The following is a 21039-nucleotide window of genomic DNA, read 5'->3' as shown; positions in this document are numbered from 1 at the left end:
TACGGATGTCTCTTGCCGGCACACCGGGTCCCGGTGGTGCCGACGTGGCAGGTGCAGGCACCTGCCACGCCACAGCAGGGGCGGCCGACGGACGGCGTCAGCCGCGTTCGGGTGTCGGGCTCAGGGCTTCGTAGACGTGCCCGGCCAGGGCGGCGACAGTGGGTTTGGCCCACAGGATCGTCGGCGGCAGGTCCAGCCCGTACCGGCGGAGCAGCCTGACCCGCAGCGCGACGGTCATCACCGAGTCGACGCCGAGTTCGACCAACGGCCGCTTCAGCTCGACGTCCGCGGCGTCCAGGTTGAGTTCGGCACCGACCTGCTCCCGGACGTCCGCGGTGATCCGGTCCCGGCCGGTCGCCTCGTCCAGGTCGGCCAGGTCGAAGGTGACGCCGTCGCCGGCCGCCGCGCCCGCGTCGGCGGCAGGCGGGACCAACTCCCGCAGCATCGGCACCCGCGGAAGGTTCGGCGGCGTCGGCAGAACCCGCAGGATCGCCTGGTAGTCGGCCTGGAACCGGTCGGCGAACGACCAGGCGCGGAACGCCTCCGACACCGACACCGCCTCCAGGCCCCGCGAGTTCGCCTCGGTCATGGTGGTGGTGAGGTTCTCCGACAGGCCCAGCCCGCGCCAGGCCGTCCACCCCAGGCTGACCGTGCCGGTCTGCCCACCGGCGTTGCGGTGGGCGGCCAGCGTGTCGAGGAACGAGTTCGCCGCCGCGTAGCTGGCCTGCCCGGACAACCGGGCGAACTGGCCACAGGAGGAGAACATCACGAAGAAGTCCAGGCTGCCGGGCGGAAAGAGACGGTGCAGCACCAGCGCCCCGGCGGCCTTGGGCGCCAGGACCTCGCGCAGCCCCGCCAGGTCCACCTTGTCGACGAGGTCGTCGTTGACCACCCCGGCGGCGTGGACGATGCCGGTGATCGGTGGCAGGCCCAGGGAACCCGAGGTGAGGACCTCGGCGGCCCGCTCGGCGTCGGTGATGTCGAGGGCGACGACCGTCACCGTCACCCCGAGGGCCTCCAGCGACAACACCGCGTCGATCTGTCGGCGCACCTGCGGGTCGCCGACCCCGTCCCACTCCGTACGCGGCGGCAGCCCCCGCCGTCCGGCGAGCAGGATCCGCCGGGCGCCCCGGTCGACCAGCCACCGGGCCACCTCCAGGCCCAGGGCACCGAGCCCTCCGGTGATCAGCACCGTTCCCGACGGTGAACACTGCAACGGCCTTCCGTCGGCGCTGCGTTCGACCGGGGCCAACCGGGCCACCCGAACCTCGTCGTCGGCGAGGGAGATGACGTCCTCACTGCCGGCCACGACCCCCGTCAGCCACAGCAGCCGGTCGGCGACGTCGGGGGTCACGTCGGTGACGTCGACCAGCCCGCCCCACAGTTGCGGGTGCTCGCCGGCGACGATGCGGCCCAGGCCCCACAGCGGCGCGTACGCCAGCGAGGACTCCTCGACGGCGTCGCGCACCCCACGGGTCAGGCACCACAGCCGCTGGGCGGCGAAACCCTCGGGGGCGCTGCCGTCGAGGTCGACCAGTTGCTGCACGGTACGGATCAGGGTCCACGCCGCCCGCTCGGTCACCTCCAGCACCTGCCCGCCGGGGTGGACCGGGGGCGGCAGAACGAGGACCACTCCGGGCTCGGTGAACGCCGCCGCGGGCAGGTCCGGGGCCCACCCGTCGTCGCCCTGCCCGGTCGGGACGTGTACGCAGCGCACCCCCGACGCGGTGAACCGGGCGGCGAGGACCGCGCCGACGTCCGGGTCTCCGACGAGCACGACCTGCCGGGGTCGCGCCGCGTCCCGGTCGGCGGTCTCGGACGGCAGCGGCCGCCAGACGACCTCGTGCACCAGGTCCCGTGGCAGGACGGCCGTGCCGAGGTGTTCCACCGCCGCGAACCTGAGCCCGGTGACCTCACAGACGACCCTGCCGTCGAGGCCTGCCACCACCACGTCGACGGTGTCCCCGGGGGAACGCGGCGAACGTCGGCTGTGCACCACGACACGGGCCGGCGGCTCACCCCGGTGTGCCACCCGGTCGATCGAACGGGACATCCACAGCACCGTGGCGTCGCCCGGGGAGACCACCGCGGCGCTGATCGTCAGGGCAGCGTCGATGACGTGCGCCCAACTGCCGGCGTACTCGGCGGACGGTTCGACGGTCAGGACGGCGAGTTGCTCGTCGTCGTTGCGACGCAACTCCTCCAGGTCCCACGGGAAGGCATAGCCCTCCACACCCATCCGCCGGAACATCTCGTCGATACGGCGCAGCGACCCCGGCTCGGTACGGTTGCGCACCGCCTCGCGGTCGACGTGCCCGGACGGCACCGCGGCGGTGGGGTCGATCGTCGCCGTCGTGTGGGTGATCCACTCGTCGCCGTCGTCGCCTCCGGACTCGCTGGGCACCCGGGTGGCCAGCGACAACAGCCGGTCCTCCCGCACGATCTGCACGACTCGCGGCGGCACCACAGCCAGCGGGGTGCGCAGGACGATGTCGGTCAACGCCGGCGGCTGTTCCCGCCCGGCCGCCGCCATGAAGGTGTTGATGATCGACGCCGCCGGGGTGACCTCCACCCCGACCAGGCCGTGGCTCTGCGGATACGGCCGGGTGTTCATGTCGAGGTAGGTCTGCCAGACCTGCCTGTTGGGGGTGCCGCTGACCGTCATCCGGCCGCCGAGAAGACTGTGCTGCTGCGGGTCGTGGCCGCCGCCCGGACCGGATTCGACGCCGTCCGTCGGGAAGATCCAGTACGGCCGGTGCTGCCACGCCGTCGCCGGCAACGGCAGCAGTTCGCCCGTACCGTGGGCCCGGCCCCAGTCCACGGCGGCGCCGTGACAGTGCAGCACCGCCAACCCGCCCAGCAGCGTGGCCACCTCCTCGCCGCCTCGGCGCAGGCTGCCGACGACCGCAGCGTCCTCGACGTCACGGTGCCGTAGACACTCCTTGATCGAGTGGGCCACCACCGGGTGCGAGGAGACCTCCAGGAACAGCCGGTGCCCGTCCTCGACGGCCGCCTCGACCGCCTCGGCGAAACGCACCGGTTGGCGCAGGTTGGTCGTCCAGTAGGTGTGGTCACGAGGGCTGTCGGAGCGTGCGTCGGGTAGTGCGCTGCTGTACAACGGCACGATCGGGGCGCGTGGCGTCAGTGCCCGTGCCGCCGCCTCGACCTCGGCGAGCACCTCGTCGACGTGCAGGCTGTGGAAGGCGATGTCGGTGTCCACGGTGCGGACGTCCAACCCGGCCTCGCGCCAGGTGGCGGTCAGCTCGGTCACCGCGTCCCGGTCGCCGGAGACGACAGTCGAACGGGGAGCGGCCGAGATCGCCGCCTCCACCCCGGTGATCCCGACCAGCCGCTCACGGACCTCGGCGAAGGGCAGAGCGACCATGGCCATCGCGCCACGCCCGGAGACCCGGTCGAGCGCCGCCGCCCGCCGACAGGCGAAACGGGCCGCCTCCGTGACGTCCAGCACCCCGGCGGCCACCGCGGCGGCGATCTCACCGACCGAGTGCCCGATCACCGCACCCGGTTCCAGACCCCTGCTGCACCAGCTCGCGCTGAGGCCGACCTGCACGGCGAAGGTCAGGGCCTGCACGTGGGTGGCGCTCCACGGGCCGCCGGCCTCCAACGCCTCGCGCGGGGTCCAGCCCAGCTCGGCCCGGAACACCTCGGCGAGTCCGTCGACGGCACCGGCGAACACCCGGTCACCGACCAGCAACTGCCGGCCCATGCCGGACCACTGAGCGCCGTGCCCCGAGAAGACCCAGACCACCCCGGTGGACTGTCCGGGCGCGCACCGATCCGTCACCACCCCGGCGGCGGAGCGCCCCTCGGCGAGGACACGGAGTCGTCGTCGCAGCTGGTCGGCGGAGTCGGCGACCACCGCGCCGCGCTGCGACAGGTGCGAGCGGCGTACCGCCAGGGTGTGCGCTACCGACCGCAGGTCGGCGTCCGGGTGGGCGTCCAGCCAGTCCGCGGTCGCCCCGGCCACCCCGCGCAGACCGGCCTCGGACATGGCGGAGAGGGGGTACACCGCAGGGGTCGGGACGGTCGGGACGGTCTGCACCGGCGCCGGGTCGGGGCTCTCCTGCACGATCAGGTGGGCGATGGTGCCGCCGACGCCGTAGCTGGAGATCCCGGCGCGGCGCACCCGACCGCCGGAGGTCCAGGAGGTACGGGTGTCGACCAGTCGCAACCCGCAGGTGGACCAGTCCACGTGCCCGGTGGGCTCGGTGTGCAGGCTGGGGGGCAGCTCTCCCCGCTGCATGGCCAGCACCGTCTTGATCAGGCCGGTGATGCCGGAGCCGCCCTCCACGTGGCCGACGTTGGGTTTCACCGAACCGATCAGGCACACGTCCCCCGGCTCCCGGCCCGCTCCGAAGACCTCGACGAGAGCCTCGATCTCCTTGCCGTCACCGGTCGGGGTGCCGGTGCCGTGCGCCTCCACGTAGCTCACCGTGGTCGGGTCCACTCCGGCGCGGTCGTAGGCCTGACGCAGCATCTGCGCCTGTGCCTGCGCATTGGGTGCCATCATCCCGTCGGAGCGTCCGTCCTGCGAGACGATGCTGCCCAGGATGACCGCCAGCACCGGGTTGCCGTCGCGGCGGGCGTCGGCGAGCCGCTTGAGCACCACCACGCCCGCGCCCTCACCCCGGCCGTAGCCGTCCGCGTCACGGTCGAAGGCCTTGCTGCGGCCGTCGGGCGACATCGCACCGGCACCCTGCAGCGCCACGTTCAGGGCGGGCGTGGCCATGATGTTCACCCCGCCGACGATGGCCACCGGAGTCTCCCCGGTACGCAGTGCCTGGGCCGCCAGGTGCAGCGCCGTCAGTGACCCGGCGCAGGCGGTGTCCACCGCCATGCTGGGGCCCCGCAGGTCCAGGAAGTACGACACCCGGTTGGCGATGCCGTAGAAGGTCGTGCCGTTGACCGCGTACGCGCCGGTGCGCGGGATGTCCTCGAGCAGGCGGCGCCCGTAGTCGTTGGAGTTGGCGGCGACGTACACGCCGGTGTCGCTGCCCCGCAACGACAGCGGTGGCACCCCGGCGTCGGCGAGCGCCTCCCACGACAGCTCGAGCATGAACCGCTGCTGCGGGTCGAGAAACTCGGCCTCACGCGGTGAGATGCCGAAGAACTCTGCGTCGAATCCTTCGATGTCGTCGAGAAAGGAGCCACGCAATGTGGTGTCCCGCAGGACCGCCGTCGCCTGGGGACTACTCGTGGCGTACGACTTCCACCGCTTCTCCGGCATGTCACCGACGGCGCTGCGCCCGTTCACCAGGAAATCCCAGAACTTCTCCGGCGAGTCGAGGTCCGGGGCGAATCTGCAGCTCATCCCGATGACGGCAACGGCTTCTTCGGATACTTCGCTCTCATTCAAGTCCCGCACCTCATTCAGCTCACGGAACGAACACGACACGTCTGTCGAGCACCGGAAGGCGGCTCGGGCGGTGGGTCCACCGCCGACGACCTCCGGGCCCCGGGTAAACCGGGAAAGCCCGCAACGGAACGGGCCATCCATTAGGCGACAGCCTCTGTCCAGGGCCGGTATCGGCACAACTCCTGGATTGCGGCGTGCCCGATCGGCAGGTGAGGGCGACGACGGACTCAGCAATCGGTGAGACGACAACCCGTCACCGGCCTTCCTAGGCTTCCGGTAGGACGGCGGCGGTCGTCCCCTTCGCCGACGACCACGGGAGCGACGATGTCCGGAACAGCCGTCCGACCGAGCGTCGACGGACCCGTGCCCTGGCCCGAGGAACTGGCAGCCCGCTACGTCGCACTCGGCTACTGGCAGGCCCTGTCGCTCGGTGAACACCTGTGGGCCGTCGCGCGCCGTTGGCCGGATGCGGAGTGCCTGGTCGACGGCGAGACACGGATGACGTACCGGGAGATGACGGCCTGCGCCGACGGTGCCGCGCTACGGCTGGCCGGGCTCGGCCTGCGCGCCGGGGACCGGGTCGTGGTGCAGTTGCCGAACTGCTGGGAACACGTCCTCACCACCGTGGCGTGCCTACGCCTCGGTGCGGTGCCGGTGTGGGCCCTGACCCAGCATCGGCGGCACGAACTGGTCGGGGTGCTCGACCACTCCGGTGCCCGGGCGCTGGTGGTGCCGGACAGCCACCGGGGCTTCGACCATCAGACGTTGGCGCACGAGGTCGCCGCCGACCAGCCGGGCGGAGCGCTGGTGCTGGTCGCCGGCACCGCGATCCGGCCCGGCGGAGTCGACCTCCGGGCCCTGTTCACGCCGGCCGAGGACCCTGCCGGTGCTGCCGCCCGGCTCGACGCGGCCGCGCCGGCGGCGGGATCCGTGGCCCTGCTCAAGCTCTCCGGAGGGACCACCGGGCGGCCGAAGCTCGTCGCACGGACGCACAACGACCTGGCGTACATGGTGTCCCGGGCGGCCGAGCTGTGCGGGTTCGGTCCGGACGACACGTACCTGGCGGTGCTGCCGCTCGGGCACGGCTTCCCGTACACCGGTCCAGGGGTGTTGGGCACCCTGCTGACCGGCGGTCGGGTGGTCCTCGCCGGTTCGCCGACACCGGAGGTGGCGTTCACCGCCATCGAACGGGAACGGGTCTCGGTCACCTCGGTCGTACCGGCGGTCGCGCAGCGTTGGGTGCAGCACCGCACGGACGCCCCGGGCTTCGACCTGACCTCCCTCCGGCTGATCCAGGTCGGTGCCGCCCGGCTGCCCCCGGAGGTCGCCGAACGGATCGGTCCGGTGCTCGGTTGCCGGCTGCAACAGGTCTTCGGCATGGCGGAAGGGCTGCTCTGCCTGACCCGGCTGGACGATCCTCCTTCGGTGGTGCACCACACGCAGGGGCGGCCGATCAGCCCCGACGACGAGATCCGGATCGTCGACGCCGCGGGCCGCCCGGTCACCCCCGGCGAGGCGGGTCTGCTGCTCACCCGGGGGCCGTACACACCTCCCGGGTACTACCGCGCGCCGGACCTCGACGCGCGGTCCTTCGTCGACGGCTGGTACCGCACGGGCGACGTGGTCCGGCGCCGACACGACGGCAACCTGGTCGTGACGGGGCGCGAGAAGGACCTGATCAACAGGGGTGGCGAGAAGATCAACGCTGAGGAGATCGAGACCCTCGCGGTCCGGGTCGACGGGATCGACCAGGCCGCCGCCGTGGCACTGCCCGACCCGGACCTGGGCGAACGGGTCTGCCTGGTGGTGATTCCCACGCCCGGTGCCCAGGTCGAGCTGGCGGTGGTGCGGGAGGCACTCGCCCGGGCCGGGATCGCCGCCTTCAAACTGCCTGAGCGGCTGGTGACCGTCGAGACCCTGCCGACGACCCCGCTGGGCAAGGTGGACAAGAAGGCGTTGCGGGCGTTCGTCGCCGAACGGTCGGGACGCTGATCGTCCCGGGCCGGGCCGGGCGGGTGCCGGCAACGGCCCGGGACGACCCTCAGGTGGCGACCCGGTGCAGGCTACGGGCCCGCGATGCGGGGGCGGTGGCGGCCGCCAGCACACCGACGACGCCCAGCGGCACCAGCAACAGCCACAGGACGGTACCGATGCCCGCCACCTCGGCGAGCCAACCCACGATCGGCGGTCCGGCCATCATCCCGCCGTAGTGCACAGTGCTGTAACGGGCCAGTGCCAGGCTGGTGGCGGCGGCGGAACCGTCGGCGGAGCTGCCGTGCCCGACCGCCCCGGCGACGATCGGGGCCAACACGGCGAGACCGGCACCCTGCAGGGCGAAGCCCAGCAGGGCGAACCCGGCGCTGGGCATGGCCACCGCGCAGAGCACCCCGACCACTGTGACCAGGACCCCGGCCCGGACCAACGGCACCGCCCCCACCCGGTCGTGCAGCCGGTCGCCGACCAGTCGGGTGACCGTCTGGGCGACCGCATAGGTCGTGTACGCCAACGACGCCAGAGTGCCCGCGTCCCACTTCTCCTGCAGGTACACGCCGCTCCAGCTGGACACCGCGCCCTCGCAGAAGGCGACCGAGGCACCGATGCCACCCAGCACCAGCACCTGCCGGGTCCAGCCCTCCCACAGCCGGGCCCGGGGCTGCTTCGGCGTACTCGCCGGCACCGGGACCGACGGCAGCAGACGCGCCGAGCTCACCACTGCCAACCCACAGAGCAGCACCGCCAGCACGGTGTAGTGCACCGGCAGGGACACTCCCCACCGGACGGCGAGAGTGGCCGACGCCGCACCGACCAGCGAGCCGACGGCCCAGGCGGCGTGCAGGCTGTTCAGCACCGGCCGCCGGGCGGCCCGCTCCACCTCCACACCGTGGGCGTTCATCGAGATGTCCAGCATCCCGGCGACCACGCCCCAGCAGAACATGGCGACGACGGCGGTCACGGCGTCGGGCATCACCGTCAGCAACGGCAGGAACCAGGGTACGAACAACGCGGTGCGCCTGATCATCGTCCTGCTGCCCAGCCGACCGGTGAGGTGCCCGGCCACCTGCATCGCGGCGAGCACGCCGACCATCTGGGCGAAGAGCACCGTGCCGAGTTGCCCGTACGACAGGTCGAGGTGGGTCCGCAGCTGCGGGATACGGGCGAACCAGGTACCCAGCATGACGCCGACCATCAGGAAGATGCCGGCGGCGGCCAGCCGGGCGGACGCCGCCGTCGGCTCCCTCCCGACGGCCGACGACACCGGGCCGGGGTCGCCGGAGTCGGTCGGTGCGGGGTGACTCATCCGGCCGCTGCCGAGACGGGGCCGGACAACTCGCCGTACCCCGACGACCCGGTCCAGCTGCCGACCAGCAGGTGCGCGTTGAACGGATCCCCCTGGTCGTTGCGCATCGGCGGTCGTACGTGGGCCAGGTGCAGGAGCACCTCGTCGCACTGGACGGCCGGGGCGGCCTCCGCGCAACGCACCAGCATGTCCTCGTCCTCACCGCCCCAGCCGAGGTACCGCTCGTCCAGACCACCGACCCGGTCGAAGGTCTCCCGGCGCAACCACAGGCAGGCACCAGGCACGTCGCGCAGCAGCAACCCCCGGGATCGCTCCAACGGGGCCTCCGCGCGTCCTTCCCGGCAGCGTGCCTCGATCACCGCGTCGCTGGCCGGTAGGTCCAGGGACAGCACGTCGGTGTGGGGCACGTGCACGGCGTGGCCGGGATCGTCGAACCGGGCGAGGTTGCGCTCCAGGAACCGGCGATCGGGCAGGATGTCGGCGTCGAGCAGGCAGACCACGGGCGCCTTGCCGGGGCTGTGACGCACGCCCACGTTCAGCGTCCAGGACTTGTTGAACGCACCGCCACCGACGATGTGTCGATAGTGGTCGACGACCGGCTCGACGACGTGCCGCCACCGCGCCTCGGTGTCGAACTCCACGACGGTGATCTGGTATCGGTGCGCCGGAAGGGACTGGTCGTGCAGGGCGAGCAGGCAGGCCATCAGGTTCCGGATCCGACCGGTACCCCCGCGGTCCATCAGGGGGATCACCACGAGGACGTCGGGGTCGTGCACCTCGGGGCGCGGGGTCAGCCCGGCCGACCAGGTCCGTAGGTCGTCCAGGGTCACCGCCGACGGTTCACCGCGGTAGTCCGCACCCCGCAGGTAGCCGATGTAGATGTGGCGGTCGGCTCGACGGACCGACTCCCGTGCCGGTGCGGCCAGGTCCGGCCGTCGGTCGATCACCTCGGCGAGTCGGTCCCGCAGCCGCCTCTCGGCGACCACGTCGTCCGGCTGCTCGACGAGTTCGTCGAACGCGTCGGCGGCCGCGCGCTCCGTACGGGTCAGGGTGTCCAGCCGGGCCAACACCTCGTGGTAGTAGGGCCTGCTGTGCAGCCAGTAGTCGGCTGCCACGTCGCGCACCGAGGGGTCGTGGGCGAGGACCGCGTACTCCGTCAGGCGCGTGGCGAGATCCCCGCCGCCGGTGCCGGACGGGCGGTACACGGAGTGCTCCGCGTAGGAGGCGTCGTCCGCCCTGGTCCGGCGGATCCTGAGCGGGTTCTCGCTCCGCAGCACACACATCGGGGTGCAGTCGCAGGGCCTGAATTGCACGCGTCCTCCTGAACTCGCATCAACATGGTCAATCTGCTCGTCCGGATGTCATGGCGTCGTCCGACAGGTGCCGCAGCAGGGCGGGCAGGACGTCCTCCCAGTCGACCCGGTCGAGGTCGTGGCCCGCCGTCGGCAGGATCAGCAGCCGCGCGTCGGGTATCGCGGTGGCCAACGCGTGGGCGTGCGCGGGCGGGACCAACGGGTCCGCGCCGCCGTGCACCACGAGCGTCGCCGCCCGCAGCTCGCCGAGCCGGTCGCGCCACGGCGGACCCGGGTCGACGAGGGCATGGTTGGTCAGGGCCCACAGCGGGTCGCCCGCCCGGTCGACCTCTGCGGTGGCGTGGTCGCGGGCGTCGGACTCGTCGAACACCCGAGCGTTCCCGGCGCGCAGCCGGGCCAACGCCACCAGGTGCTCGACCACCGCATCGCGGTCGTCGGGATCGGGTCGGTCGAGATCGTCGAGGTCGATGAGCACCCGGAGCGCCGGCGGCGGCAGGTCGGCGTCTCCCGATCCGGGCGGTGCCGGGCTGCCGGCCCACAGGGTGAGCGTCCGCACGCGCTGCGGGTGGTCCAGGGCGACCCGTTGGGCCACCGTCGCGCCCATCGACGCGCCGACCAGGTCCACGCGAGGCAGGGCCAGCGCATCGAGCAGACCGATCACGTCGGTGGCCAGGTCGGCCAGACCGTACCCGGGGTCACCGGCGGGAAAGCGGGCGGACTGGCCGGTGTCGCGCTGGTCGAAGCGCACCACGTACCGCCCGTCGGCGGCGAGGCGGGCGCAGAAGGCCTCCGGCCAGGCGAGCATCGACGCGGCGGCGCCCGCCAGTAGCACGACGGCGGGGTCGGTGGCGGCGCCGAAGGTCCGCACGGCCAGTGGCACCCCCGCGACGGTGAGGACCCGCTCGGTCATCTGGCGGCCCCCGTCGCCACCCGGTCAGGCGTACCGGCGAGGTTCACGGCCGGCACCACCACGGCACCCGGCAGGGACACCCGGTCCCCGGCCGACGACGACGCGCGCCGGGCCAGGTCGGCGAGGATCGCGCCGTACGCATCCCGCTCGCCGGCCATCCCGTGTCGCGCCTCGACCTGCACGCGGGCCGCCCCGCCGAGCCGTAGCCGCAGCGCCTCGTCGTCGCAGAGGCGACGTGCCTGGCGCAGGAAGTCGTCCGGGTCGGTGAAGACCAGCCCCGTCTCCTCGTGCCGGACCACGCACGTGTTGCCCGGGATGTCGCGCACCAGCACCGCCGCGCCCAGACTCATCGCCTCCAGCAGCGCGTTCGGGCTGCACTCGCCCAGCGACGTGTTCAGCACCATCGTGGCCTCGGCCATCGCCGCGTGCACCTGACGTGGCGACAGGGCGCCGACGTAGTGCACCCCGAGGGCGACGGCACAACGTCGACGGACGACCCGCTCGAAGCTCGGGTCGTACGAGTGGCCGACGATCACCAGGTGGACCCGGGCGTCCTCACGGTGCCACCGCTGGACGGCGTCGACCAGCAGCAACGGATCCTTCACCGGACGCAGCCCGGAGGGCAGGAGCAGAATGCGGTCCTGCGACGACAGGCCGAGCAGGTGGCGGAGGCTGAAGTGGCGGGCCGGATCGGTCCACACCCCTTGGGGGATGTGATGCAGCCGGTCGAGCACCTGCGGCCACAACCGACCGCACCGGGCCATGAAGTCCTGGGTGAAGGCGACCAGCGCGGCAGCGCCGGTCGCCGCCTCGGCCATCACGTCCAGGGTCTCCTGGTCGTGCACGTGGTCGTTGAGGTCGGTGCCGCCGAAGGCGAGCACGTACGGCACCGGTGAGCCGCAGAACAACCGACCGGACAGCAGGGCGTGCGTGCCGAACAGGACGTCGGCTTCGTACTCCAGCGCGGCCTGGTGAAACCGCGTGGCGTCGCCGGGGTCGGTCATCAGCCGCACCCGGTGACCGAGGTCGGTGAAATGTCGGGCGAGGCGACGAACGGTGGTGTCGCCACCGGTACCAGGTGGACTGTGCTGAACCGCCACGAGTTTCATCGCCACCATCACCATCGGTCGATTTCGTGCAGAGCGCCGACGAGGGCACTGTCCGTGACAGGTCGGCGGAGCAGGACGATCGTATGGTCGGCGTCGCGGTGGAACTTCTTCCTGATTGCTCTCCTGGTCGCCCGCCGATTCGCCTGATCCGAACGATTCGCACAGTAAGACGTGACCTCGCCAGCACATGCGTCGTTCGTCATGCGGTGCCGGTGATGCCCGCCTACGACCGAGACGTTCGCCCGACCGGCTCGACCGTCGGCGTCGCGCCACCCGGCGACGCCCCCTGACGGAAGGAAGAACATGATCAACGACGAGGCTGTCCGGACCGCGCCGGCGACCCCGGCCACGAGTCACACGCTGGCCGTCCCCGGCGCCCGCCTGCACTACGAACTGCGCGGCCAGGGTCCCCTGGTGGCGCTCGTCGGCGCTCCGATGGACGCGCGTTCCTTCGAGCCGTTGGCGGAACTGCTGGCCGACGACCACACGGTGCTGACCACCGATCCGCGCGGCATCTACCGCAGTGCCCTCGACGACCCGGAGCAGGACTCGACCCCGGAGCTGCGCGCCGACGACCTGTCCAGGATCCTGGCCCACGTCGGCGCGGGGTCTGCGACGGTGCTCGGCTCCAGCGGCGGCGCGATCACCGCGCTGGCCCTGGTCCAGCGGCACCCGGAGCAGGTGCACACGGTCGTGGCACACGAACCCCCGGTCGACGAGTTGCTCGACGACCGGGACGAGGTGCACGCCCAGACCGAGGAGGTCATCGCCGCCTACCGCGCCGGTGACGTCACCGGCGCCTGGCGGAAGTTCCTGGCCCAGGCGAACATCTTCCTGCCCGACGAGGTCTTCGAGCAGATGTTCGGCGGGGAACGGGACCCGCAGCGGGCCGCCGACGAACGGTTCTGGTTCCTCCGGGAACTGCGCGGCACCACCCGCTGGCAGCCGGACATCGCGGCGCTGCGCGCCGCGCCCACCCGCATCGTCGTCGGCATCGGCGACGAGTCCGCCGGCCAGAGTTGCGACCGGACCTCCCGGGCCCTCGCCCGGCTGCTCGACGTCGAGCCCACCGCGTTCCCCGGCGGACACACCGGCTTCGTCGAGCAGGCCGCAGCGTTCGAGGGCCGACTGAGGACCGTGCTCGGTAGGCAGTGACGTCGCGCCCGGGGCGGCCCGGACCGGGCCGCCCCGGGTAGGGAGCCGAGCAGGGCAGCGGAAGGCGCAGCCCGGCCCTGCCACGCAGGACCGCGCACCCCGCTGCCCCGCCCGGTGCTACCTGCGCCGCCCGCGCACCACCAGCCGGGTCGCGCGGGGGTCGTACGGGCGGGCGTCGAAACCTCCGAAGGCCTCCACGTCCACGAAGCCGACGTCTTCGAACATGGTTCGCAGCTCGGCCGCGCTGTAGATGAACGAGGTCAGCGACGCCGTACGCGCCTGCCCACCACGGATCATGGTCCACTCGGTACGCAGCCGCGTCCAGTCGTCGAGGATCGTGTCACGCAGGAAGACCGTGGCATCCGGCAGCTCGACGACCTGCGGGCGCCCCACCCGCCTGGCGAGGACCTCCTTGCCGAACACGTCCACGATGAGCTGCCCACCCGGGGCGAGGCTGGCGAAGGCGTTACGGAGCACCTGCCGGTTGCGCTCCGGCTCGGCGAAGTACCCGAACGACGTGTACATGTTCAGCACCACGTCGAACCCGCCGGGGCGGACGAAAGTCGCCATGTCGCCCTGCACCAGCTCGGCCGACACGCCCGCTGCGGCACAGGCCGCCTCGCCCCGGTGCAGCATCGCCGGACTGAGGTCGACCCCGGTGACCCGATGCCCGCGGCGTGCCAGCGGCACCACGTACAGTGCCGGCCCGCAGCACAGGTCCAGCACCCGCGCGTCGGGCGGGAAGTCGAGCAACGGCGACCCGGTGACGTACTCCTCGGCCTCCCCCGCCCGCCGCTGCCCGAACATGAAGTCGGCGAAGCCCGACCATAGTTCGTCGTCCTCGTACCACTGCACGGTCAACCTCCATCGCCGTCGGCCGCGCGCCCCGTGGGGACCGCTCCGGGCAGTGCGGACCGGTCAGAAATCGATGGCTCAGTCTCACACGCCCGGGCGCCCGGTTCTTCTCGCACGATGCGCCGTTCGTGCCGCCCTCCCCGCGACTTCGACGCCGACGGCATGAGCAACCTGGGATATGGATTCCGGCAGGCCGGATCACCACCATCGGTGGCAGTAAGCCGACTCGTGGAGGACGCATGTCGCACATCACCGTCGACGACGACAAGCCCGGAATTCTCGGTCTGTTCGCCTACCGCCCGGAGACCGCCAAGCCGCTCGGCGAACTCGTCGAATTCCTGATGCGGGGACCCAACTCGCTCAGTCAGGGAGAGCGGGAACTGATCGGCGCGGTCGTGTCCCGGGGCAACGACTGCGCGTTCTGCGCGGAGGCGCACGGGGCGTTCGCCGCCGCGCAGCTCGAGGACGGCCCGCGGATCGTCACGCAGACCCAGAAGGACCCCCACAACGCCCCGGTCTCCCCCCGGGTCCAGTCCCTGCTGACGATCGCACTGGCGGTCCGCGAGAGCGGCAAGTCGGTGACCGACGAACTGGTCAGCGCCGCCCGAGCCGCCGGTGCCACCGAGCTGGAGATCCACGACACCGTGCTGATCGCGGCGATGTTCTCACTGTTCACCAGGTACGTCGACGGCCTCGACACGGTGGCCCCCGATGCCCCGGAGTGGTACTCCGGGGCCGCCGAGATGCTCGTCCAGGTCGGCTACGCCGGACTCGCCGGAGCACGTTGACAGGCGTCGCCAGGGTCGGGCGGGGGACCTTCCGGGGTCTGCCTGCCCGACCCTGCCGTCGGCAGTGCCACCCGACAACCGCACAAGGAGATGCCCCGTGACCCGTCCAGTCGAGAAGATCGTCATCGTCGGCGGTGGCACAGCGGGATGGCTGTCCGCCGCGTACCTCAATCGGGCTTTCGGTGAGAAAGTCGAGATCACGCTCGTCGAATCCGCCCGGATCCCTCGCATCGGTGTCGGCGAGGCGACCGTCCCGACGCTTCGCACCACGTTCCGATTCCTCGGCATGAAGGAAGAGGAATGGATGCCGAGGACGAACGCCGCCTTCAAGTCGGCCGTGCGGTTCAACGACTGGCGCACCCCGCGTCCCGGCACCGAGCGCCACACCTACTACCACCCGTTCTTCACGGTTCCCGAACCACCGGTTCCCAGTTTCGAGCAGCCGTTCCACAAGCGGTTCGGCCGAGGGGTCTCGCTGGCGCACTTCTGGCTCAAGCAGCAGCTCGCCGGGGACACCCGGCTACCCCGTACGTTCGGCGAGGCCGGCATGGCGTTGCAGCGACTCTGTGAGCTGCACAAGGCACCGAAGCCGCTGCCCGGCACCGACGCGCCCGACCCGGGCTACCGCTACGCGTACCACTTCGACGCCGCGCTGATCGCCCAGTACCTCAGGGACCTGGCGACCGGTCGGGGCGTCCGGCACGTCGTCGCAGACGTCGGTTCGGTGGGCCTGGACCAACGCGGCCACATCGAGAAGGTGGTCCTCGACACCGGGCAGGAACTGCGCGGCGACCTGTTCCTCGACTGCACGGGTTTCCGGGGACTCCTGATCAACCAGACGTTGCAGGAGCCGTTCGTCAGCGCCCAGGACTACCTCATGTGCGACTCCGCGGTCGCACTGCCCGCCGACCACCATCCCGACGGCCTGCGCCCGTACACTACCGCGAACGCCCGTGGCGACGGCTGGATCTGGGAGATCCCCCTCTACGAGCGGGAGGGCACCGGCTACGTGTACTCGAGCCGGACGACCACGCCGGACCAGGCCGAGCAGCACCTGCGCAGCTTCCTCGGCGGCCGCGCCCACGACGTGTCAGGCAACCACATCAAGATGCGGGTGGGGCACAACCGACGGTCCTGGGTGAACAACTGCGTCGCGGTCGGGTTGTCGAGTTGCTTCGTGGAGCCGCTGGAGTCGACCACGATCGCGCTGATCGAGTACCAACTCGCTCTCCTGGTACTGCACTTCCCCGACAGTGACCTCGACGAACGTCGGACCACCCGCTACAACGAGCTGATGGTCAGCGCCTTCGAGGACATGCGCGACTTCATCATCATGCACTACCACCTGACCGATCGCGCCGACACCGGGTTCTGGCAGGCGGTCCGCGAGGCCCCGATCCCCGACAGCCTGGCCGAGAAGCTGACCGAGTACGCCGAGAGCATCATCGTCCCGGACGGCAGCCAGCTGCGGCTCTTCGAGACCCGCAGCCTCTGGGCCGTACTGTCCGGGCTGGACTTCCCGTTCCGTAAGGCGCCCCCGTCGGTGGAACTGATGAACGACGACGCGGCGTTCGAGATGTTCGATCGTATCGACAAGGAACGGGAGATCTACGGATCGAGCCTCCCGGACCACTACGAGTACCTCCGGACACTGCACCGGTCGGCCGGCCCGGGCTGACCGCCCCCCTGCCCCACCGACCGCCCCGACCATCGTGCCCGAAACCCGCGGCCGGCCCGGGGCGGTCGGTGGGGCGGCAGGGCACCACGTCATCGGACGGCCCCGCCGGCTGTGAGCCGACGGGGCCGTCCGATGTGTCGACGGGTGATCTCAACCGGGCAGCGCCGCCTCGGGCCGGGACGCCGGCGGGCGATCGGCGGTCTCACGACCGTCGGAGGTCGAAGCGGAGCGGCGGAGCAGGAGCAGGCCCAGCACCAGACCGACGAGTACGAACACCGCGCACGCGAGGAACCCGGCCCGCAGTCCTGCGGTCATCTCGACCGGCCCACCCGGCGCGGCCGTGAAGGAGGCGGTGACCGACGTGACCACTGCCACGCCGAGCGCACCACCGACCTGCAACGAGGCGACGTTCAGGCCGGACACCACCCCGCTGTCGCGCTCGGGGACCCGAGACAACGCGGCCACCGAGGCAGCCGCCGTGCCCGCCCCGAGGCCGGGACCGAACACCACCAGACCCCAGAGGATGTCCTGGACGTAGCTGCCCTCGACGGGCACCCGGGACAGCAGCAGCGAACCGGCGGCCATCAGGACCAGACACGCCGCCACCACCGGCCTGAAGCCGATCCGCGTGACGACCGCCTGGCCGACGTAGGCGCCCACGAACGCCAGGGTGGGCATGACCGACTGGAGCACCCCGAAGCGCAGCGGACCGTATCCGAGCACCACCTGGCCGTACATGGAGATGGTGACGGACAGACCGAACGCGGCCATGCCCATCGTGACGGTGACCAGGTTGCCGCCGACCAGGGCCGGACGTCGCAGCAACGTCGGCGGCACCAGCGGCGCGGACGACCGCCGTTCGACGACCGCGAACACCCCGAGCAGCGCCGCCGCCGCGACGAGGAGCCCCAGGGTCGAGGCGCTCGTCCAACCCGCTGCCGGGGCCCGCACCACGGCGAGGATCAACGCCACCAACGCGGCTGTGCTGGTGACAGCGCCTGCGACGTCGTAGCTTCCGGGCTGTCGGGCTGCCCGGCTCTCGGGCAGGAGCACGGGAGCGGACGCCAGCACGATCAGGGCCAACGGCACATTGATGAAGAAGACCCACTGCCAACCGAGCGACTCGGTGAGCAGGCCGCCGACGAGCAGACCCGCCGTGGCACCGATGCCTCCGATGCCGGCCCAGCCGGCCAGCGCCATGTTGCGCCGACGTCCCTCGGGGAAGACGGCGAGCAGGATCGACAGCGCGGTCGGCACCATCAGCGCCGCCGAGACGCCGCTCACCGCGCGGGCCGCGATGATCACGCCACCGTTCCAGGCCAGCCCGCAGACGGCCGAGCTGACCAGGAAGGTGGCGGTACCGATCAGGAAGATCCGGCGACGGCCCAGCCGGTCGGCGGCCCGCCCACCCAGGATGAGCAGACCACCGAAGGTGACAAGCTTGGCGCTGAGCACCCACTGCGCCTCGCCGGCGGACATCTGGAGGTCACGGGCGAGGGTGGGTAGCGCCAGGATGACGCTCTGTGAGTCGAGCAGCACCGCGAAGTTCGCGGCGCAGAGCAGCACCAGTGCCGCCCATGACGACGGTATGGCAGCGGTGTCGGCGGCAGACCGCACACCGAACGACCGGGAACGGGTCAACGAGACTCCTCGCAGGAGATCGAGAGGGGAAGGGATGGTCGTCGGCTGGACCTGTGGATCACCGCGGGTGTCGCGGATCCGCCACGGTCGGCGCCGGTGGGGTCGATCGCGACCGGTGCAGGTCGGCCAGGGTCGTCGGCTTCCCGGCACCCGTGCCGAGCAGGACCCGCTTGAGCATGGCCGGCTTCATCAACGCCTGCGGGGGGTCGATGAGTGAGATCGTGCGCATGAAGCCTCGGGCCACCTCGGGATCGGTGGCCGCCGCCGCCATGACCCGCGACATGTATCCGTTCCCGAGCCGGGTCGCCACGGTACGACGGCCACGGACCTGCGGGTAGCCCAGGTCTGCGGCGGCGGACATCATCCACGGCGAGTCGGTCGCCTTGGCCAGGTCCCGGAAGTACGCCCCCGGTGTCGGCTCGACACCCCGGGCCAACTGCTTGGCCAGCACGTCCGCGCCCATCGCGGCGACCGTCATACCCTGGGCGTACACCGGGTTGAACACGCACGCCGCGTCCCCGATCACCAGGTATCCGGCCGGGAACCGGCGCAACTGCTCGTAGCGGCGCCGGATGCTCGCCGGGAACCGGAAGCTCGTCGCCGGGCCCCGCTGCTCGGCGTCACGAATCGCCTCGTAGATCGCCGGCTCCGGCAGGGTCTTGGCGTACGCGAGGAAACCCTCCCGGTCGGTCGGGGCGCGGTCGCCGTTGATCCCGGTCAGGGTGAGGGCGTACCGGTCGGCGAGGCGGGCGAAGATCCCGCCACGGGGGAACGCCGGCGTCGCGGTCGGCACCAGCGCGATGTCCTCGCCGAGCGGGTCGTACGGCAGCGGACCGAGGAAGTCCATGGTCGTGTAGGTCAGGTCCATGTGGACCTTCTCCTCGGGTGCCCGGGTGTAGCCGAACTCCTCCAACCAGCGTGGCGTGCGGGACGCCCGTCCGGTCGCGTCGACGACCAGGTCGGCCTCGATGGCCTCCTCCTGTCCCGCGCCCGGCTCACCGTCGCGGGCCTGGACCCGCACCCCGGTGATCCGGGAGCGGTCGGCGGAGGCGGTCAGCCCGACGATGTCGGTACGACCACGGACCACCACCTCCGGGCGCGCCGACGTGCGCGAGCGGAGGTAGTCCTCGATCACCGGTCGATTGGCGGCGACGCACGCCATTCCCGTGTCGGTGACGGCGAACATCCGGCCGTTGAAGTAGTAGTGGCAGGTCGATCCGTAGTCACCGACCGGCACCCCGAGCGCGATCATGTCGTCGACGAAGGTCGGGAAGAGTTCGCTGATGATCTGCCTGCCGCGTTCCAACAGGGCGTGGATGTGCCCGGCCCAGGAGATGGCCGGACGCAACTGCGGCCCCACGGCGGCGACGTCGTCCCGGTCGACGACGGTGACCCGGTGGTACGCGTCGGCGAGGACTCGAGCAGCGAGCATCCCGCCGATGCTGCCGCCAAGCACGACAGCGTGATCGCCGATCTTGGTTGCCATGGGGCGTTCGCCTCCTCGACGGTACGGACCTGAGCGTTGCCGGAAACGCTAGGCGAACCGTGGGCCGACGACTTCTCCGTTCTTGCGCTGTCCACTGCCGACCGCCGACGACGCATCCCCGTCGTCGTGCTGTCCATTGGCGACCGTCGAAGACACGTCTTCTTTCTTGCGCTTCCGCTCGACGCCGGTACGCAACCGACCCTCCGGCTTGTAGCGTCCGCCCTGCCAGTCCCACCGAGAGAGGAACCGGTTGATGCGTCCGTTCCGTGTCGACATCGCGCAGGATGCGGTCGACGACCTTCGTTCCCGCCTCGCCGCCACCCGCTGGCCTGATCCGACGCCCGATGTGGGGTGGAGCCGCGGGGTCCCGCAGCACTACCTCCGACAACTGGTCGATTACTGGATCGACGGCTTCGACTGGCGTGCGGCCGAGGCGCGCATCAACGAGTTCCCGCAGTACCTGACGACCCTCGACGGGACGACTGTGCACTTCCTGCATGTCCGCTCCCCCGAGCCGAACGCCGTACCGCTGCTGCTGACCCCCGGATGGCCCGGCTCCTTCGTCGAGTTCCTGGACGTGATCGGGCCGCTCACCGACCCCCGGGCCCACGGCGCCGACCCCGACGAGGCGTTCGACGTGGTGGTGCCGTCGCTGCCGGGCTTCGGCTTCTCCGGCCCGATCACCGAGCACGGGTGGACCGTTCCCCGGGTCGCCGGGATGTGGGCTTCGCTGATGGCTTCCCTCGGGTACCGGAGATACCTGCCACAGGGCGGGGACCTGGGCACCTTCGTCAGCCTGCTGCTCGGCCTCACCGACAGCGAGCACGTCCTGGGAACCCACGTGAACTTCCTGTTCACCCCGCCCACCGGCGACCCGCACGAACTCGACGGGTTGGAGCCCGCCGATCTGGCCCGGTTGCAGCAGCTGGCCGAGACCACCGACGGCCAGGGCTACATGAAGGTCCAGGCGACCCGCCCACAGACCCTCGGCTACGCCCTGACCGACTCACCGGTGGGGCAGCTCGCCTGGATCGTCGAGAAGTTCCTCGAGTGGACCGCCGCGGACAAGGTCCCGGAGGATGCCGTGGACCGGGACTGGCTGCTCACCAACGCCGCGCTCTACTGGTTCACCGCGACCGCCGGATCGTCGGCGCACTTCTACTACGACAACGCCCCGTTCCTGCCCACCTCGTCCACCGCGCCCCAACCCCTGCCGGCGGTGCCGGGCCCGCTGGGTGTGGCGGTGTACCCGCAGGACATCACCCTGCCCGTACGGCGGCTCGCCGAGCAGCGGATGCCGAGCATCGTGCACTGGGCGGAGCAGCCTCGCGGAGGGCACTTCGCCGCCCTCGAACAGCCCGAGCTGTTCGTGGCCGATCTGCGGTCGTTCCGTCGGCGGATCACCGGCGGCTGAGCACGACACCGGCGT

The 21039-nt window shown here is 71.5% G+C and carries 13 protein-coding genes; 5 read left to right on the top strand and 8 right to left on the bottom strand.

All coding sequences use genetic code 11. The annotated features are described in order from the left end of the window. Window positions 1-97: 97 nt before the first annotated feature. Window positions 98-5332, bottom strand: a complete 5235-nt coding sequence (locus WHN02_RS17270) for a type I polyketide synthase (RefSeq protein WP_434739765.1) — start codon at window positions 5330-5332, stop codon at window positions 98-100. Window positions 5333-5701: 369 nt separating this feature from the next. Here WHN02_RS17270 and WHN02_RS17265 point away from each other — a divergent pair, with 369 nt between their 5' ends. Next, window positions 5702-7369, top strand: coding sequence for a (2,3-dihydroxybenzoyl)adenylate synthase (locus WHN02_RS17265; protein WP_434739764.1), 1668 nt, complete (start codon window positions 5702-5704; stop codon window positions 7367-7369). Between the two features lie 49 nt (window positions 7370-7418). Here the strand turns inward: WHN02_RS17265 and WHN02_RS17260 are convergent, their stop codons facing one another. The 4 genes from WHN02_RS17260 to WHN02_RS17245 are packed head-to-tail and all read right to left on the bottom strand — an operon-like array spanning window position 7419 to window position 11902. Then, the gene (locus WHN02_RS17260) at window positions 7419-8675 is read right to left on the bottom strand and encodes an MFS transporter (protein ID WP_434739763.1); all 1257 of its coding nucleotides are present in this window, start codon (window positions 8673-8675) and stop codon (window positions 7419-7421) included. Next, window positions 8672-9988, bottom strand: a complete 1317-nt coding sequence (locus tag WHN02_RS17255) for a glycosyltransferase (RefSeq protein ID WP_434739762.1) — start codon at window positions 9986-9988, stop codon at window positions 8672-8674. The genes WHN02_RS17260 and WHN02_RS17255 overlap by 4 nt, the downstream gene beginning before the upstream one ends. 28 nt (window positions 9989-10016) lie before the next feature. Further along, the gene (locus WHN02_RS17250; protein ID WP_434739761.1) at window positions 10017-10898 is read right to left on the bottom strand and encodes an alpha/beta fold hydrolase; all 882 of its coding nucleotides are present in this window, start codon (window positions 10896-10898) and stop codon (window positions 10017-10019) included. Continuing rightward, window positions 10895-11902 (bottom strand): glycosyltransferase, encoded by a 1008-nt coding sequence (locus WHN02_RS17245; protein ID WP_434739760.1) that lies wholly within the window; start codon window positions 11900-11902, stop codon window positions 10895-10897. Before WHN02_RS17245 ends, WHN02_RS17250 begins: the two co-directional genes overlap by 4 nt. 408 nt (window positions 11903-12310) lie before the next feature. On the opposite strand from WHN02_RS17245, the gene WHN02_RS17240 reads away from it, so the two are divergent. Continuing rightward, window positions 12311-13162, top strand: a complete 852-nt coding sequence (locus tag WHN02_RS17240; protein ID WP_434739759.1) for an alpha/beta fold hydrolase — start codon at window positions 12311-12313, stop codon at window positions 13160-13162. 117 nt (window positions 13163-13279) lie between these two features. Here the strand turns inward: WHN02_RS17240 and WHN02_RS17235 are convergent, their stop codons facing one another. Continuing rightward, on the bottom strand, window positions 13280-14017 hold the full coding sequence (locus WHN02_RS17235; protein WP_434739758.1) for a class I SAM-dependent methyltransferase: 738 nt from the start codon (window positions 14015-14017) through the stop codon (window positions 13280-13282). 239 nt (window positions 14018-14256) lie between these two features. Between WHN02_RS17235 and WHN02_RS17230 the strand changes: the two genes are divergently transcribed. After that, window positions 14257-14805, top strand: a complete 549-nt coding sequence (locus WHN02_RS17230; protein ID WP_434739757.1) for a carboxymuconolactone decarboxylase family protein — start codon at window positions 14257-14259, stop codon at window positions 14803-14805. 97 nt (window positions 14806-14902) lie between these two features. Then, window positions 14903-16483: a tryptophan halogenase family protein gene (locus tag WHN02_RS17225; protein WP_434739756.1), complete on the top strand. Its 1581-nt coding sequence runs from the start codon at window positions 14903-14905 to the stop codon at window positions 16481-16483. A 150-nt stretch (window positions 16484-16633) separates the two neighbouring features. On the opposite strand, the gene WHN02_RS17220 is transcribed toward WHN02_RS17225, so the two are convergent. Beyond that, window positions 16634-18124: an MFS transporter gene (locus WHN02_RS17220; RefSeq protein WP_434739755.1), complete on the bottom strand. Its 1491-nt coding sequence runs from the start codon at window positions 18122-18124 to the stop codon at window positions 16634-16636. Between the two features lie 58 nt (window positions 18125-18182). Next, window positions 18183-19610, bottom strand: coding sequence for an FAD-dependent oxidoreductase (locus tag WHN02_RS17215; protein ID WP_434739754.1), 1428 nt, complete (start codon window positions 19608-19610; stop codon window positions 18183-18185). A gap of 253 nt (window positions 19611-19863) precedes the next feature. Here WHN02_RS17215 and WHN02_RS17210 point away from each other — a divergent pair, with 253 nt between their 5' ends. Then, window positions 19864-21024 carry an epoxide hydrolase family protein gene (locus tag WHN02_RS17210; protein WP_434739753.1) on the top strand — a complete coding sequence of 387 codons (1161 nt, stop codon included), beginning with the start codon at window positions 19864-19866 and terminating at the stop codon, window positions 21022-21024. Window positions 21025-21039 lie beyond the last annotated feature (15 nt).

This window comes from Micromonospora sp. SH-82, from assembly GCF_051132485.1.
Taxonomy (GTDB): Bacteria; Actinomycetota; Actinomycetes; order Mycobacteriales; family Micromonosporaceae; genus Micromonospora.
The sequence above is the reverse complement of the archived record's forward strand: the minus strand, read 5'-3'. Positions and strand labels throughout refer to the sequence as shown.

What these genes read in the sequence shown, in the direction of transcription:
- WHN02_RS17270 (WP_434739765.1), bottom strand. Translation starts at nt 5,332, where the DNA reads ATGAGCTGCAGATTCGCCCCGGACCTCGACTCGCCGGAGAAGTTCTGG.
- WHN02_RS17245 (WP_434739760.1), bottom strand. Translation starts at nt 11,902, where the DNA reads ATGACCGACCCCGGCGACGCCACGCGGTTTCACCAGGCCGCGCTGGAG.
- WHN02_RS17265 (WP_434739764.1), top strand. Translation starts at nt 5,702, where the DNA reads ATGTCCGGAACAGCCGTCCGACCGAGCGTCGACGGACCCGTGCCCTGG.
- WHN02_RS17250 (WP_434739761.1), bottom strand. Translation starts at nt 10,898, where the DNA reads ATGACCGAGCGGGTCCTCACCGTCGCGGGGGTGCCACTGGCCGTGCGG.
- WHN02_RS17215 (WP_434739754.1), bottom strand. Translation starts at nt 19,610, where the DNA reads ATGGCAACCAAGATCGGCGATCACGCTGTCGTGCTTGGCGGCAGCATC.
- WHN02_RS17240 (WP_434739759.1), top strand. Translation starts at nt 12,311, where the DNA reads ATGATCAACGACGAGGCTGTCCGGACCGCGCCGGCGACCCCGGCCACG.
- WHN02_RS17230 (WP_434739757.1), top strand. Translation starts at nt 14,257, where the DNA reads ATGTCGCACATCACCGTCGACGACGACAAGCCCGGAATTCTCGGTCTG.
- WHN02_RS17260 (WP_434739763.1), bottom strand. Translation starts at nt 8,675, where the DNA reads ATGAGTCACCCCGCACCGACCGACTCCGGCGACCCCGGCCCGGTGTCG.
- WHN02_RS17210 (WP_434739753.1), top strand. Translation starts at nt 19,864, where the DNA reads ATGCGTCCGTTCCGTGTCGACATCGCGCAGGATGCGGTCGACGACCTT.